Here is a 15041-nt window from a genome sequence, read left to right as displayed (position 1 = left end):
CGGAAATTTTACTAATCATATTTGATTACGGAGAAGACAATATGGCAGCTCTTACAAATGATGAAATTCTTGAAGCAATTGCAAACATGACAGTTCAGCAGGCAGCTGATCTCGTAAAAGCAATGGAAGAAAAATTCGGTGTTTCTGCAGCAGCACCTGTAGCAGTAGCAGCAGGTCCAGCAGCGGCAGCTGAAGAAGAGCAGACAGAATTTACTGTTACTCTTGAATCTATTGATCCAGCAAAGAAAATGGATGTTATTAAGGCTGTTAAGGCTGCAACAGGTCTTGGTCTTAAGGAAGCAATGGCAATCGTTACTGGTGCTCCTCAGGTTGTTAAAGAGGGTGTATCTAAGGCTGATGCTGACAAGCTCATCGCTGACATCACTGCTGCTGGTGGAAAAGTTAGCAAGAAATAATCTGGCAGATGCTTGATTGTTTTTCTTCAAGACATTTATAAAACTTGAACTCTAGCTTCAGGGAAAGATTTTTCTTTTCCTGAGGCTTTTGTTGTCAAAAGAGCCTGCAGGTTGGCTTTAAAATAAAAATAAATCTGCCGGGACAGAGATTTCCGATAGGGCGCTTTTTCTCGTGCTGAGCAAAGTCTTTGCTTGTAGCGGTCTGGGCGTACCAGTTCATAACCCCTAAAGAGGTATTTGATGTTCGCAAAGAGCAAGAAAATTGTTCGCCAGTACATAGGAAAAGACATCCAGGATTTCATGGAGCTTCCTAATCTTATCGACATTCAGCTTTCTTCCTACGAAGAATTCATCCAAAAAGACAGAATTGAAAAAGGCGAGCCGCTTTTAAACCAAGGACTTCAGGAAGTTTTCACTTCAACTTTCCCTATTGAAAGCCCGGCTGGCGATATGTCGCTTGAATACGAATTTTATGAGCTTGACTATGCCGGCATGAAATTCACAGAGCAGGAATGCAAGAAAAAAGGTGTTTCTTACGCAGTTCCATTAAAGGCCCGCATCAATCTTAATTTTAAAGAAACTGGAGCTATTCTCCAAAAAGATATTTACATGGGCGATGTTCCTCTTATGACAGACAGAGGAACTTTTGTTATCAATGGCGCAGAACGCGTTGTTGTAAGCCAGATTCACCGTTCGCCTGGAGTTATTTTTCAGCGCGACAAGGGCGTTTTGTCTAGCCGCATAATTCCTTACCGCGGTTCTTGGCTTGAATTTGAAATCGACCAGAAAAAAGAGCTTATTTACGCAAAAATTGACCGCAAGAAAAAAATCTTGGGAACAATTTTCCTCCGCGCGCTTGGATATTCAACTCGCGAAGAAATCATAAACTGCTTCTATGTTACAGAAGACGTAAAAATTCCTTCAGATTCAGAAAAACGCGACGAGCTTTCAGGAAGAGTTCTTGGAAAGCCGGTAATCGTAAAAGATGAAGAAACTGGCGAAGAAAAGAAATTGTTCCGCGCAGGCGACAAGCTTCATCCGCATGATATTGACGACCTTGTTTCAAATGGAATCAAGGAAATCAACGTAATAAAGTTCAACATGAAAAAACGCCCTGATGACAAAGAGGAAAAAAATCCTTCTTTGGATAGCGAAATGATCGTGAACTGTTTTGAGCGTGAAGAAATTGTATTCTCCAAGGAAGGTTCTTCTACAGCAGATGAGCCTACAAAGGAAGAGTGCCTTTCAAAAGTTTACGCTGTCTTAATGCCGGGCGAACCAATTACAGTTGAAGCTGCAGAACGCGACCTTACAACTATGTTCTTTAGTGTGCGCCGCTACGACTTGGGACGTGTTGGACGCTACAAGCTTAACAAGAAATTTGACTATAAAGAGCCTGTTGAAGATGTAACACTTACAAAAGACGACATCATCAACACAATGAAGCATCTTATAGAAGTTTACATTGGCGATGAGCCTCTTGATGACATTGACCACTTGGGACGCCGCCGTGTTCGTTCTGTTGGCGAGCTTCTTACAAATCAGTTTAAGACAGCTTTTGCACGCATGGAGCGCATTGCAAAGGACCGCATGAACTTAAAGGAAACAGAAACCCTTAAGCCGGGCGACTTGATTTCTATAAAGCCGATTATTTCTTCTATCCGTGAGTTTTTTGGTTCAAGCCAGCTTTCACAGTTCATGGATCAGTGTAATCCGCTTGCAGAGCTTACTCACAAACGCCGTCTTAACGCATTGGGACCGGGTGGTCTTTCACGCGACAGAGCAGGCTTTGAAGTCCGCGATGTTCACTACACTCATTATGGACGAATGTGTCCTATTGAAACTCCTGAAGGTCCGAACATCGGTCTTATTGTTTCTCTTGCGATTTTTACCCGCGTAAATGAATACGGCTTCCTTGAAGAGCCTTACCGCAAGGTTGTAAACGGAAAGGCTACAAATGAAGTTGAATATCTTGATCCAATGGATGAAGATAAATACTACGTTGGTCAGGTTACAGAAGGAATGAAGGCAGATGGCTCGTTCCCTACAGACTTGGTTTCTTGCCGCCACCGTGGAGACTACACAAGCCGCTCGCCAAAAGACATTCAGTACATGGACGTTTCTCCGCGCCAGGTAATTTCTGTTTCAGCTTCTCTTGTTCCGTTCCTTGAGCATGACGATGCTAACCGCGCGTTGATGGGTTGTAACATGCAGCGTCAGGCTGTTCCGCTTTTGTTCCCAGAGCCTCCTCATGTTGGCACTGGAATGGAGCAGAAGACAGCTTACGATTCTGGCGTTCTTACAAAAGCCCGCCGTGCCGGAACTGTAAAGTGGGTTGAAAGCGATCTTATTAAAATCAAGCCGGATGGAGTCAAAGGCGATGTATTTGATGAATATCCGTTGCTTAAATATCAGAAGACAAATAGCGATACTGTAAACCATCAGCGTCCTACAGTTCAGGTTGGCGAGCACGTTGAAGCCGGCGGAGTCATTGCAGACGGTCCTGCTACATTCAATGGCGAGCTTGCTTTGGGACGTAATATTCTTGTTGGATTTGTTCCGTGGAACGGATACAACTATGAGGATGCTGTTCTTATCAGCCAGCGCGTTGTAAAAGAGGATATGTATACTTCTGTTCATATCCACGAGTTCCAGACTGAAATCCGCGAGACAAAGCTTGGACCTGAGCGCATTACACGTGATATTCCAAACACTTCAGAAAAAATTCTTGACAATCTTGACTCTGAAGGAATTGTACGCATCGGCGCAAAAGTCCGCTCTGGAGATATTCTTGTTGGAAAAGTTACTCCAAAGAGCGAAACTGAAACTACACCGGAATTCAAGCTTTTGAATTCTATTTTCGGTGAAAAGGCAAAAGAAGTCCGCGATTCTTCACTCAAGCTTCCTCATGGAGTTCAGGGCGTTGTAATTGACATTCAGCGCCTTAAGAGAAGTGAAGGCGATGAGCTTCAGCCTGGCGTAGATGAGCAGGTAAAAGTTATTATTGCAGACAAACGCAAGCTTGTTGTTGGTGATAAGATGGCCGGACGCCACGGAAACAAAGGTGTTGTTGCCCGCATTCTTCCTGTTGAAGACATGCCTTACCTTGAGGACGGTACTCCGCTTGATGTTTGCTTGAATCCTCTTGGTGTTCCTTCGCGCATGAATATTGGACAGATTATGGAATCTGAGCTTGGAAGAGCTGGTCTTGTTTTGAATGAATGGTACAATTCGCCTGCATTCCAGACACCTAGCCAGGAGCAGATTGCGGAAAAACTTGTTCAGGCTGGACTTTCGCCGGACTGCAAGCAGATTGTGCACGACGGATTTACAGGCGAGCCTTTCTTGAATCCAATTTTCGTTGGCGTTATATACTTTATGAAGCTTCACCACTTGGTTGACGACAAGATGCACGCGCGTTCAACAGGACCTTATTCTCTTGTTACTCAGCAGCCGTTGGGAGGAAAAGCCCAGTTTGGTGGTCAGCGTCTTGGAGAAATGGAAGTTTGGGCGCTTGAGGCTTATGGCGCTGCAAATACATTGCAGGAAATGATGACAATCAAATCTGATGACATGAACGGACGTTCTAAAGTTTACGAGTCGATTGTCAAGGGTGAGCCAACAGCTCCAATCGGAGTGCCGGAATCATTCAATGTTTTGGTTCAGGAACTTCGCGGACTTGCGTTGGACTTTACTATTTATGATGACAAAGGCAAGCAGATTGCCCTTACAGAGCGTGATCAGGAGCTTATTGACAAAGTAGGCGCTGGTTTTGACAAGGAGAACGAAAATGCGTGATATTCAGGATTTCACAAGCCTTAAAATTAAACTTGCTTCCCCGGAAAATATCCGTTCATGGTCTTACGGTGAAGTAAAAAAGCCGGAAACTATAAATTACCGCACTCTTCGCCCGGAAAGGGACGGACTTTTCTGCGAGCGCATCTTTGGTACAACAAAGGAATGGGAATGTTACTGCGGAAAATTCAAGTCAATCCGCTATAAAGGCGTTGTTTGCGACCGTTGTGGAGTTGAAGTTACACACTTTAAAGTCCGCCGTGAACGTACTGGACACATTGACTTGGCAGCTCCTGTCAGCCACATTTGGTATTACCATTCAGTTCCTAGCCGCATGGGACTTTTGCTTGATTTGCAGGTGGCTGCTCTCCGTTCAATTCTTTATTATGAAAAGTATATTGTAATTGAGCCGGGCGACACAGATTTAAAGAAAAATCAGCTTTTGACAGAAGATGAATATCTTGAAGCGCAGGAACGTTATGGCGGAGCATTTACAGCGGGAATGGGAGCAGAGGCAATTAAAACTTTGCTTGAAAACCTTGATCTTGATGCTCTTGCAGCCGAGCTCCGTGCAAAAATGATTGAAAAAGGTCCAAAGAGCGACAAACGTCTTTTGAAGAGAATTGAAATTGTAGAAAATTTCCGCACTTCAGAAAACAAGGCTTCTTGGATGATTCTGGATGTTATTCCGGTTATTCCGCCGGATTTGCGTCCTATGGTTCAGCTTGACGGAGGACGTTTTGCGACTTCCGACTTGAATGACCTTTACCGCCGTGTAATCAACCGCAACAACCGTTTGAAGAAGCTTCAGTCTTTGTCTGCGCCGGATATTATTATCCGCAACGAAAAGCGTATGCTTCAGGAAGCAGTTGACTCATTGTTTGATAACTCTAAGCGCAAGCAGCGTGTTCTAAAAGGAGCCGCAAACCGTCCGCTTAAATCAATCAGCGATATGCTTAAAGGAAAGCAGGGACGTTTCCGCCAGAATTTGCTTGGAAAACGCGTAGACTATTCTGGACGTTCTGTAATCGTTGTAGGTCCAGAGCTTAAGCTTTGGCAGTGCGGTCTTCCTGAAAAAATGGCATTGGAGCTTTTCAAGCCGTTTATAATGAAGAAACTTGTTGACAAGGGCGTTGTCTTCAATATTAAAAAGGCACGTTCACTTGTAGAAAGCGAATCTACAGAAGTTTTTGCAATCCTTGATGAAGTTGTCCGCGAGCATCCTGTAATGCTTAACCGCGCTCCTACATTGCACCGCTTGGGAATTCAGGCATTTGAGCCGGTTCTTGTTCCGGGAAAAGCATTGAAGCTTCATCCTTTGGCTTGTAAAGCGTTTAACGCTGACTTCGACGGCGACCAGATGGCTATCCACGTGCCTCTTACTCAGGCTGCGCAGATGGAATGCTGGACACTTATGCTTTCTGCCCGCAACCTTCTTGACCCGGCAAACGGCAACACGATTGTAGCTCCTTCTCAGGACATGGTTTTGGGAATTTACTACATGACTTCTATAAAGCCGAATGCAAAAGGCACAGGAAAATTTTTCTCTAGCGCGGATGAAGTTCGTCTTGCGGCTTCTAGCGGAGCAATTGAATGGCAGGCGGAAATCAAGGTTCACAAAAATATTCTCAACAAGTGCGTAAACAACGACAAAGAGCCTGACAGCAAGTACATTCTTACATCTGCCGGACGCATGGCTTTCAATGAGTCAATGCCGGACGAAGTTGACTTCTACAACGAGCAGCTTGGCGACAAAAAGCTCAAGAAAATGATTGAAAGTGTTTACCACAACGAGCAGACAAGCGACAAGCGAATAAAGAGCCTTATTGAAGAAAAATATCAGTTTGAAACTTTTGATGCGGAAACATTGGATAAAGTTATCGAAGATGCTTCCCTTAGAAAGCAGATTGACAAAATCTACAATAGAGAAACTCCGCTTGAAGACTACAAGCTTAGAAAAATCCTTCCGAGCCTTTATGCGATTGACCGCGGCTGGCTTACAATCCAGATGCTTGATGCGATTAAAGCCTGCGGATATAAAAACGCTACATTCTACGGCGCAACTCTTTCAATGGACGATATTCTTGTTCCAGAAGAAAAAGAAGCTATGGTTGCAGAAGCAAACAAGGAAGTTGAAAAAATTGTAGGCCAGTGGAACAGCGGTGCTATTACAGCTGACGAACGCTACAACAAGTCTGTTACAGTTTGGGAAAACACAAACGAAAAGCTTACAAACCTCATGATGGACAACCTTGCAAAGCACAAGGACGGATTCAATACTATCTATATGATGGCTACATCTGGTGCCCGTGGTTCTAAAAAGCAGATTTCCCAGCTGGCGGCAATGCGTGGACTTATGCAGAAGCCTAACGGAGACATCATTGAGCTTCCAATTCGCGCAAACTTCAAGGAAGGACTTTCAGTTATTGAGTTCTTTATTTCAACAAACGGTGCGCGCAAAGGTTTGTCTGATACAGCTTTGAAGACTGCCGATGCTGGTTACATGACACGCCGTCTTGTAGATGTCGCTCAGGATGTTGTTGTAAATGAAGAAGACTGTGGAACAATCAACGGAATTGACTATGCTGCAATAAAGGACGGAGACACTGTTACTGTTCCTTTGGCAAAGCGCATTGCAGGTCATTATACAATTGAACGCGTAATTGACCCTGTTTCCGGCGAGCTTCTTTGCGATGTAAACCAGTATATAGATGAAAGCCTTGCTGAAAAAATTGACAAGGCTGGAGTTGAAAAAGTTAAGCTTCGCACAGTTCTTACTTGCGAAAGCAAACACGGAATTTGCGTAAAATGCTACGGAAAAGACCTTGCTCGCAACAAGATTGTTGAAATCGGTGAAGCAGTTGGAACTATTGCGGCCCAGTCAATCGGTCAGCCGGGTACACAGCTTACACTTCGTACATTCCATACTGGTGGTGCTGCGGAAGGTGGACAGAAAGACAACCACATTGCAATGAAATACGATGTTTACATCAAAAGCCTTGAGGGAACTCACGTTGTTTCAAAAAATGGCGACTGGCTCTTTACACGCCGTGGCTCAATGATTGTTACAAAACTGTTCAAGTCTTATGCTTTTGATTCTTCCGATGAAGTTATTGTTGAAGACGGAGCTTATGTCCGCAAGGATAATCCGATTTTAAAGCACAAAGGACAGGAAGTTCTTGCTTCTGACGGAGGACGCATTATCATAAAAGACAATGTGATTTACCTTACAAGCAATGACCAGAAAGTTGAAATTTCCAACGGTTCAACTGTATACGCAAAATTCACAGAAGCTTCTTGCATTGCAAAAGCCGGTGAGCCTGTAGGTGAATTCGATCCTTATAGCGAACCTATTATTGCGGAAGTTTCCGGCTACATTCATTATGAAGATATTATTGACGGCGTAACTCTTGAAACAAAAACTGATATTCAGACTGGAGCTGTTGAACGCCGCATTTCAGATCTTCACCTTGATGTAAAGCAGCCTCGTATTATCATTACGGACGAAGACGGAAACGAGCTTGGAAGCTACCACATGCCGGTTGGCGCTATTTTGAGCAACGACATTAAGGACAAGGGAAAGGTTGAAGCCGGAACAACTCTTGCAAAAATGGCAAAAGACGCTGCAAAGGCGAACGATATTACCCTTGGTCTTCCTCGCGTTTCTGAGCTTTTCGAAGCACGCAAGCCAAAGAATCCTGCTGTAATAGCAAAGATTACTGGAACTGTAAAATTCGACAAGATTGTAAAAGGCAAAAGAACTGTTATTGTTGTTGACGAATACGGAAAAGAACACAGCCACCTTGTTCCTATGGTTAAGCGTCTTCTTGTTCGTGATGGCGATAAGGTTGAAGCTGGAGAAAAGCTTTGCGATGGAGCAGTAGACGCGCACGATGTTCTTTCTGTTCTTGGTGAAGACCGCCTTCAGAACTTCCTTATGGATGAAATTCAGTCTGTTTACCGCGCTCAGGGCGTAGATATTAACGACAAGCATATTGGAACTATTATCCGCCAGATGCTTAAGAAAGTTGAAATCATCAAAGTTGGCGACACAAGATTTATCTACGGCCAGCAGGTTGACAAGTACACATTCCGTGAAGAAAACGACAGAGTTGTTGCGGAAGGAGGACAGCCAGCCGTTGCTTGTCCTATGTTCCAAGGAATTACAAAAGCTGCTCTTGCCGCTGATTCGTTCATTTCAGCTTGTTCATTCCAGGAAACAACCCGTGTTCTTACAAACGCCGCAATTGCAGGTTCTGTAGACAATCTTCATGGTCTTAAGGAAAACATTATTATTGGACACAGAATTCCTGCTGGTACAGGAATACGCCAGTATAATAATGTTAAGCTTTCAGACAATTCAAGCGCCGACTTGGATGCCAAGATGAAGGAAATCCTTGAGCAGCGTATGCTTGAAATGAAGGAAGCAGAAGAAGCCGCAGTTGTTCCTGCAATGGATTCTGCATCGGACGAGGATTAAAAATTGCCAGTCGCTAGGAAAATTAAACTTTTTCTAGCGACTTTAGCAAAATTCCCTTGACGAAACAAGTTTGAATTCTGTAAAATTAGATACTTATTTTGTTATTCTGTCCGAGGTGCTGCTCGGCAATAATATAGGAGAATAGGCGATGCCTACAATAAACCAATTAATTCGTAAAGGACGTCAGTCTTCTGCAAAAAGAACTAAGGCCCCCGCACTTCAGTCTTGTCCGCAGAAACGTGGTGTTTGCACACGTGTTATGACAATGACTCCAAAAAAACCGAACTCAGCTCTTCGTAAGATTGCTCGTGTTCGCTTGTCAAATGGAATCGAAGTTACTGCATATATTCCAGGAATTGGACACAACTTGCAGGAACACTCAGTTGTACTTGTTCGCGGTGGACGTGTAAAGGATCTTCCTGGTGTACGCTACCACATTATCCGCGGTACAAAAGATACTCTTGGCGTTGACGGACGCAAAAGAGCCCGTTCAAAATACGGCGCTAAAAAACCAAAGGCATAATAGGAGGTTAATACTATGGGAAGACATAAGAAATCAGTTAACCGTCCGGTTATGCCAGACGAAAGATACAACAGCGTAGTTATTTCAAAATTTGTAACACGCATGATGCTTGATGGGAAAAAACAGATTTGCCAGAAAATCGTTTATGATGCTTTGGACAAATTGAAAACAAAGACTGACAAGGATCCTCTTGAAGTGTTCCTTAAGGCTTTGGAAAATGTAAAGCCAATGGTGGAAGTAAAAAGCCGCCGTGTTGGTGGAGCTACATATCAGGTTCCTATTGAAATTCGTGACGCACGCCGCGAAGCTCTTGGAATGAGATGGATGATTAACGCTGCCCGCTCACGCAACGGACACGGAATGGCTGAAACTCTTGCTGCTGAAATCTTCGATGCTTTCAACAACACAGGTTCTGCTTATAAGAAGAAGGAAGACACACACAAAATGGCAGAGGCAAACAAGGCTTTTGCTCATTACCGCTGGTAGTTCTTGCTTTTTCAGAACAGCCGCTTTGGTTTTTCCAAGGCGGTTTTTTTATGTCTTTTAAAAATTTGAATTTAGTAAATATATTTTCAATTATTTTCCAAATAAAAGTTTTAGCCCCTTGATTCTTTTTTGAAAAAAGTATATAAATACAGAACATTTATGCCTTTATAAGGCGTATTCTGCATTTTTGCAGACAGAGTGTTTGATAGTCGGACGGACAGTTTTAGCTGTCTGGTGAAAATCGTAAAACTTCCGCAGTGCGGCTGTAGAGTTTCACACCCTGAATGTGCAGAAAGTTTCGTTGAGACTTTCTATTAAACGGTTGCGTGTTCAGGCTTCTGACTGGCTGAAAGAATTGCTCCCGCAGTTTGTTTCAGCTAAAAAAAGGTTCTGAATTCCAAACCAATCGTCAGCCCGGATGATGCTAGGTGGAAAAGGCCAGCTGCTTCGAATAGATGAAACAGAATTTTTGATGTTGTCCATTCACGTATAGAATCGTCCTAGTTAAATTGGTCAAGTGTGTATGCGAAAATATTGTCTGCTTTTTAAGAGGCATATTTTCTGGCTTAAAGTGCAACACATAAAATACAACATAATGCCGCAGTAAAACACTGCAAGGCAAGGAGAAAATCATGGCAAAGGAAGAGTTCAACAGAACTAAACCTCACATGAACGTTGGTACTATCGGTCACGTTGACCATGGTAAGACTACACTTTCTGCTGCTATCACTGCTTATTGTGCAAAAAAATACGGTGATAAGCTCTTGAAGTACGATGAAATCGACAATGCGCCAGAGGAAAAGGCTCGTGGTATTACTATCAACAGCCGCCACCTTGAGTATCAGTCTGACAAGCGTCACTATGCACATATTGACTGCCCAGGACATGCTGACTACATCAAGAACATGATTACTGGTGCTGCTCAGATGGATGGAGCTATCCTCGTTGTTTCTGCTCCAGATTCAGTTATGCCACAGACAAAAGAGCACCTTCTTCTTGCTCGTCAGGTTGGTGTACCAAAGATTATCGTATTCCTTAACAAGGTTGACCTTGTTGACGATCCAGATCTTCTTATGCTCGTTGTTGACGAAGTAAAAGAAACTCTCAAAGGATACGGCTTCTCTGAGGACACACCAATTATCCAGGGATCTGCATTTAAGGCTTTGAACGAATCTGATAACCCAGAAAACACAAAATGCATCGAAGAGCTTCTTACAGCTATGGACACATGGTTTGATGATCCAGTTCGCGATGACCAGAAGCCATTCTTGATGCCAATTGAGGACATCTTCACAATCACAGGACGTGGTACTGTTGTTACTGGACGTATCGAGCGCGGTGTTATCCACATGGGTGATGCTGTTGAAATCGTTGGTATCCGCCCAACACAGTCTTCTACTGTAACTGGAATCGAAATGTTCAACAAGACTCTTAACGAAGGTATGGCTGGTGACAACGCTGGTATTCTTCTTCGTGGTGTTGAAAAGAAAGATGTTATCCGCGGACAGGTTCTTGCTGCTCCGGGAAGCATCCACCCACACACAAAGTTCGAGGCTCAAATCTACGTTCTTTCAAAGGAAGAAGGTGGACGCCACAGCCCATTCTTCACAGGCTACCGCCCACAGTTCTACTTCAGAACAACAGATATTACTGGTACTGTTGAACTTGAACCTGGAACAGACATGGTAAAACCTGGCGACAACGTTAAGATCATCGGTGAACTTATTCACCCAATCGCTATGGATGAAGGTCTTAAGCTTGCTATCCGTGAAGGCGGACGCACAATCGCTTCTGGACAGGTAACAAAGATTATCGAATAGTTATTGAAGGGCAGAAGGCTTAGCTTTCTGCCCTATTTGGAGAATATCATGGCAAATGGCAAGATTCGTGTAAGACTTCGTGCTTTTGACGTAGCTCTTATCGATCAGAGCGCAAAAGACATCGTGCAGCAGGTTCAGAAGGCAGGAGCAAAGGTTTCAGGACCAATCCCGCTTCCAACAAGAATCAATAAAGTTACTGTTCTCCGTTCACCTTTCGTTAACAAGAAGTCACGTGAACAGTTTGAGATGAGAACTCACAAACGCCTTATTGACATTTTTGAACCAAGCTCAGAAGTAATGGATTCTTTGATGAAACTTGAGCTTCCAGCAGGTGTTGATGTAGAAATCAAGCAGTAATCGGAATAAAATCCGGTTTCTGTAAAATAAAGGTAACGGTCCCCTTGGATCGGGGATGGCGGCCAAGTTTAGGAGATTCAGATGAAAGGTCTGATAGCAAAAAAAGTAGGAATGACACAGGTTTTCGATGAAAACGGCAATCTGACACCAGTAACCGTGATCCGCGTCGAGCCAAACACTGTTGTTGCTACAAAGACACAGGAAAAGTGCGGCTATGAAGCTGTTGTCCTTGGACTTGAGGATTTGAAGCCTCACAAGATTACAAAGCCATACGCAAAGCAGTTTCCAGAGAACATTACACCAAAACGTCATCTTAAAGAATTCAGAGATTTTGAAGGTGAAGTTAAAGTTGGCGACCAGATTGGTGTAGAATTGTTTGAAAAGGTTCGTTTCATCGACGTAACTGCTACCTCAAAAGGTAAAGGTTTTCAGGGTGTAATGAAGAGATGGGGCTTCCACGGCGGACGTGCTACACACGGTTCAAAATTCCATCGTGAAGCTGGCGGCACTGGATGCTGTACAACTCCGGGACATTGTCTTAAAAATGTTAAGATGCCTGGCCGCATGGGGTTTGATCGCGTTACAGTACAAAACCTCAAGGTTGTGAAAGTTGACCCTGAGCTCAATGTTTTGATGGTTCGTGGTGCAGTTCCTGGTGTAAGAAACTGTACTCTTATCGTTAAGGCTGCGGTTAAGAAATAAGGTCGAGGAATAGTATGGAAAAGAAAGTCTATTCAATCGATGGCAAAGAACTCAGGACTATCAATCTTGATGACAAAATTTTCGGACTTCCAATTAACGAAGATGTTATTTACTATGCCATCACTAACGAATTAGCAAATAAACGTGTTGGAACAGCATGTACAAAAACACGTGCAGAAGTTCATGGCAGCAATGCTAAACCTTACAAGCAGAAGGGAACTGGTAATGCACGTCGTGGTGATAAAAAGTCTCCAATTACAGTTGGCGGCGGTACAATTTTTGGACCAAAACCACGTGATTACAGCTATGCAATTCCAAAGAAAGAAAAACGTCTCGCAATGAAGTCTATCTTGAGTCTTCAGGCTCAGGCAGACAGACTTACTGTTGTTGAAGATTTTACTATTGAAAGCGGAAAGACAAAGGACTTGGTAAAAATCCTTAAGAACTTTGTAAAAGACGAGCGCACTGTTATTCTTCTTAAAGATGACGATGCGAAAATCAAGCAGGCTGGAAGAAACCTTCCGAATGTTTATTTCCTCTCTTACAACCGTCTTCGTGCGCATGATCTCTTCTACGGAAGAAAAATCATCATGCTTGAAGGTGCTGCAAAAAATCTTTCTGATTTCTATGCTGAAGACAAGGAGGCAAAATAATGACATTCAATGATGTTCTTATTAAACCTGTTCTTTCTGAAAAAGCAACAGCACTCCGTGAACAGAATAAATATACTTTTATTGTTGACCCTGCAGCTACAAAGTTTCAGATTAAAGAAGCTGTACGCAAGCTTTTCAATGTAAATGTTGAAGACTGCAAGACTATCAATGTAAAAGGAAAAATCAAGCGTCTTCGCGGAAGACCTGGAAGAACTGCTGGCTACAAAAAAGCAATCGTAAAGCTTGCTGCTGGCGAAACAATCAAGGTGTTTGAAGGTGTTTAAGCCTTTAAACTGTAAGTAAGGGGAACCATATGGCTCTTAAGATATACAAGCCTTATTCAAAAGGTACACGCGGCCGTGTTGACTTGGTTCGCGAAGAATTGACAGCCGATAAACCCGAAAAAAGCTTGACTCATGGCCGCAAATCAAAAGCTGGTCGTGGCGCAGGCGGACGTATTTCTGTACGTCATCAGGGCGGCGGTCATAAAAGAAAATACCGTGAAATCGATTTTAGACGCGATAAGCATGGTATTCCTGGAACTGTAAAGACAATTGAATACGATCCATTCCGCAGCGCAAACATTGCTTTGATTGCTTATGCTGATGGTGAAAAACGCTACATCATTGCTCCAAAAGGTCTTACAGTTGGACAGAAAATTATGTCTGGTGAAAACGCAGCTCCTACTGTAGCTAATGCTCTTCCACTGGATGTTATTCCGATTGGATTCACTGTACACAATATTGAGCTTACTCTTGGCCGTGGCGGACAGCTTGTTCGCTCTGCTGGAACAGGTGCTCTTGTTGCTGCAAAAGAAGGTGATTACGTAACTATAAAGCTTCCTTCTGGAGAGCTTCGCCGTATTCACAGAAAGTGCTATGCAACAATCGGTATTGTTGGAAATGAAGACCGCATGAACACTAAGCTTGGTAAAGCTGGACGCAACAGATGGCGTGGTATTCGCCCGACTGTACGTGGTATGGCAATGAACCCTGTTGATCATCCGCTTGGTGGTGGTGAAGGCGCTGGAAAAGGACATCAGCCAGTTACTCCTTGGGGACAGCCTTGCCGTGGTTACAAAACACGCAATAAGAGAAAGACATCTAGTCGTTTCATTATTAGTCGCCGCAAGAAGTAGGGTAGGAGTTAATCGTGTCAAGATCAGTTAAGAAAGGACCTTTTATAGAGAAATCTCTTTACAAAAAGGTTTTAGAAATGAACAAAGCATCAGCAGCTGATAAGAAAATGATTAAAACTTATTCCCGCTGCTCGACAATCATCCCTGAAATGGTAGGAAATACTATTTCAGTGCACAACGGTAAGTCATGGATTCCTGTGTATATTACAGAAAACTTGGTAGGCCACAAGCTTGGTGAGTTTGCTGCAACACGCACATTCAAGGGACATGGCGGTTCAGACAAATCAGCTGGTAAATAATAGGAGTGGATATTATGGCTGAAAAGAAAGGTTATGTAGCCACAACTAAATTTCTCATTGCATCTCCTACAAAGGTTCGCCCTGTAGCTAATGTTGTAAAGACTAAGTCTTGCTCTGAAGCTATGGCTATTCTTGATGTAATGCCGCAGAAAGGCGCTCGTCTTATCAGCGGAACATTAAAATCTGCAGTAGCGAATGCTCTCAATAAGAATAAGCAACTTGATGAAGATATGCTCTACATTAAGGAAATTCGTATTGACGAAGGTCCAAGACTTAAAAGAGTATGGTTCCGTGGACGCGGACGTGCTGATCAGCTCTTGAAGCGGATGTGTCATATCACTGTTGTAGTTGACGAAAAGGCGGGAAAATAAA

The 15041-nt window shown here is 43.4% G+C and carries 13 protein-coding genes; all 13 read left to right on the top strand.

Annotated features, from left to right (window positions below):
- Positions 1 to 41 precede the first annotated feature (41 nt).
- The 13 genes from rplL to rplV all read left to right on the top strand — a co-directional run bounded on the left by rplL (position 42) and on the right by rplV (position 15040).
- Positions 42 to 416: a 50S ribosomal protein L7/L12 gene (gene rplL / locus Q0N70_RS05380; RefSeq protein ID WP_013702575.1), complete on the top strand. Its 375-nt coding sequence runs from the start codon at positions 42 to 44 to the stop codon at positions 414 to 416.
- A gap of 240 nt (positions 417 to 656) precedes the next feature.
- Positions 657 to 4214 carry a DNA-directed RNA polymerase subunit beta gene (gene rpoB / locus Q0N70_RS05375; RefSeq protein WP_294014550.1) on the top strand — a complete coding sequence of 1186 codons (3558 nt, stop codon included), beginning with the start codon at positions 657 to 659 and terminating at the stop codon, positions 4212 to 4214.
- Positions 4207 to 8691, top strand: coding sequence for a DNA-directed RNA polymerase subunit beta' (rpoC, locus tag Q0N70_RS05370; protein WP_294014548.1), 4485 nt, complete (start codon positions 4207 to 4209; stop codon positions 8689 to 8691). The genes rpoB and rpoC overlap by 8 nt, the downstream gene beginning before the upstream one ends.
- A 148-nt stretch (positions 8692 to 8839) precedes the next feature.
- The gene (gene rpsL / locus Q0N70_RS05365; RefSeq protein WP_013702572.1) at positions 8840 to 9214 is read left to right on the top strand and encodes a 30S ribosomal protein S12; all 375 of its coding nucleotides are present in this window, start codon (positions 8840 to 8842) and stop codon (positions 9212 to 9214) included.
- A gap of 15 nt (positions 9215 to 9229) precedes the next feature.
- Positions 9230 to 9700, top strand: a complete 471-nt coding sequence (gene rpsG / locus Q0N70_RS05360; protein WP_277299596.1) for a 30S ribosomal protein S7 — start codon at positions 9230 to 9232, stop codon at positions 9698 to 9700.
- 632 nt (positions 9701 to 10332) lie between these two features.
- On the top strand, positions 10333 to 11520 hold the full coding sequence (tuf, locus tag Q0N70_RS05355) for an elongation factor Tu (RefSeq protein ID WP_013702570.1): 1188 nt from the start codon (positions 10333 to 10335) through the stop codon (positions 11518 to 11520).
- A gap of 48 nt (positions 11521 to 11568) precedes the next feature.
- Complete coding sequence (rpsJ, locus tag Q0N70_RS05350) at positions 11569 to 11877, top strand: 30S ribosomal protein S10 (RefSeq protein ID WP_013702569.1); 309 nt, start codon at positions 11569 to 11571, stop codon at positions 11875 to 11877.
- 81 nt (positions 11878 to 11958) lie between these two features.
- Positions 11959 to 12579 (top strand): 50S ribosomal protein L3, encoded by a 621-nt coding sequence (gene rplC, locus Q0N70_RS05345; protein ID WP_013702568.1) that lies wholly within the window; start codon positions 11959 to 11961, stop codon positions 12577 to 12579.
- 14 nt (positions 12580 to 12593) lie between these two features.
- The gene (gene rplD, locus Q0N70_RS05340; RefSeq protein ID WP_277078684.1) at positions 12594 to 13232 is read left to right on the top strand and encodes a 50S ribosomal protein L4; all 639 of its coding nucleotides are present in this window, start codon (positions 12594 to 12596) and stop codon (positions 13230 to 13232) included.
- Positions 13232 to 13516, top strand: a complete 285-nt coding sequence (locus tag Q0N70_RS05335) for a 50S ribosomal protein L23 (protein ID WP_013702566.1) — start codon at positions 13232 to 13234, stop codon at positions 13514 to 13516. Before rplD ends, Q0N70_RS05335 begins: the two co-directional genes overlap by 1 nt.
- A 29-nt stretch (positions 13517 to 13545) precedes the next feature.
- On the top strand, positions 13546 to 14370 hold the full coding sequence (gene rplB, locus Q0N70_RS05330) for a 50S ribosomal protein L2 (protein WP_013702565.1): 825 nt from the start codon (positions 13546 to 13548) through the stop codon (positions 14368 to 14370).
- 14 nt (positions 14371 to 14384) lie between these two features.
- Entirely contained in the window at positions 14385 to 14669 is a 285-nt protein-coding gene (rpsS, locus tag Q0N70_RS05325) for a 30S ribosomal protein S19 (protein ID WP_013702564.1), read from the top strand.
- 14 nt (positions 14670 to 14683) lie between these two features.
- Positions 14684 to 15040 (top strand): 50S ribosomal protein L22, encoded by a 357-nt coding sequence (gene rplV, locus Q0N70_RS05320; protein WP_013702563.1) that lies wholly within the window; start codon positions 14684 to 14686, stop codon positions 15038 to 15040.
- The last annotated feature ends 1 nt before the right edge of the window (position 15041 follow it).

Origin of the sequence: uncultured Treponema sp. (genome assembly GCF_945873775.1) — a bacterium.
Classification (GTDB): Bacteria; Spirochaetota; Spirochaetia; order Treponematales; family Treponemataceae; genus Treponema_D.
This window is presented reverse-complemented; position numbering and strand designations above follow the sequence as displayed.

Coding starts and splice junctions, on each gene's coding strand:
- rplL (WP_013702575.1), top strand. CDS start 42: ATGGCAGCTCTTACAAATGATGAAATTCTTGAAGCAATTGCAAACATG.
- rpoB (WP_294014550.1), top strand. CDS start 657: ATGTTCGCAAAGAGCAAGAAAATTGTTCGCCAGTACATAGGAAAAGAC.
- rpoC (WP_294014548.1), top strand. CDS start 4,207: ATGCGTGATATTCAGGATTTCACAAGCCTTAAAATTAAACTTGCTTCC.
- rpsL (WP_013702572.1), top strand. CDS start 8,840: ATGCCTACAATAAACCAATTAATTCGTAAAGGACGTCAGTCTTCTGCA.
- rpsG (WP_277299596.1), top strand. CDS start 9,230: ATGGGAAGACATAAGAAATCAGTTAACCGTCCGGTTATGCCAGACGAA.
- tuf (WP_013702570.1), top strand. CDS start 10,333: ATGGCAAAGGAAGAGTTCAACAGAACTAAACCTCACATGAACGTTGGT.
- rpsJ (WP_013702569.1), top strand. CDS start 11,569: ATGGCAAATGGCAAGATTCGTGTAAGACTTCGTGCTTTTGACGTAGCT.
- rplC (WP_013702568.1), top strand. CDS start 11,959: ATGAAAGGTCTGATAGCAAAAAAAGTAGGAATGACACAGGTTTTCGAT.
- rplD (WP_277078684.1), top strand. CDS start 12,594: ATGGAAAAGAAAGTCTATTCAATCGATGGCAAAGAACTCAGGACTATC.
- Q0N70_RS05335 (WP_013702566.1), top strand. CDS start 13,232: ATGACATTCAATGATGTTCTTATTAAACCTGTTCTTTCTGAAAAAGCA.
- rplB (WP_013702565.1), top strand. CDS start 13,546: ATGGCTCTTAAGATATACAAGCCTTATTCAAAAGGTACACGCGGCCGT.
- rplV (WP_013702563.1), top strand. CDS start 14,684: ATGGCTGAAAAGAAAGGTTATGTAGCCACAACTAAATTTCTCATTGCA.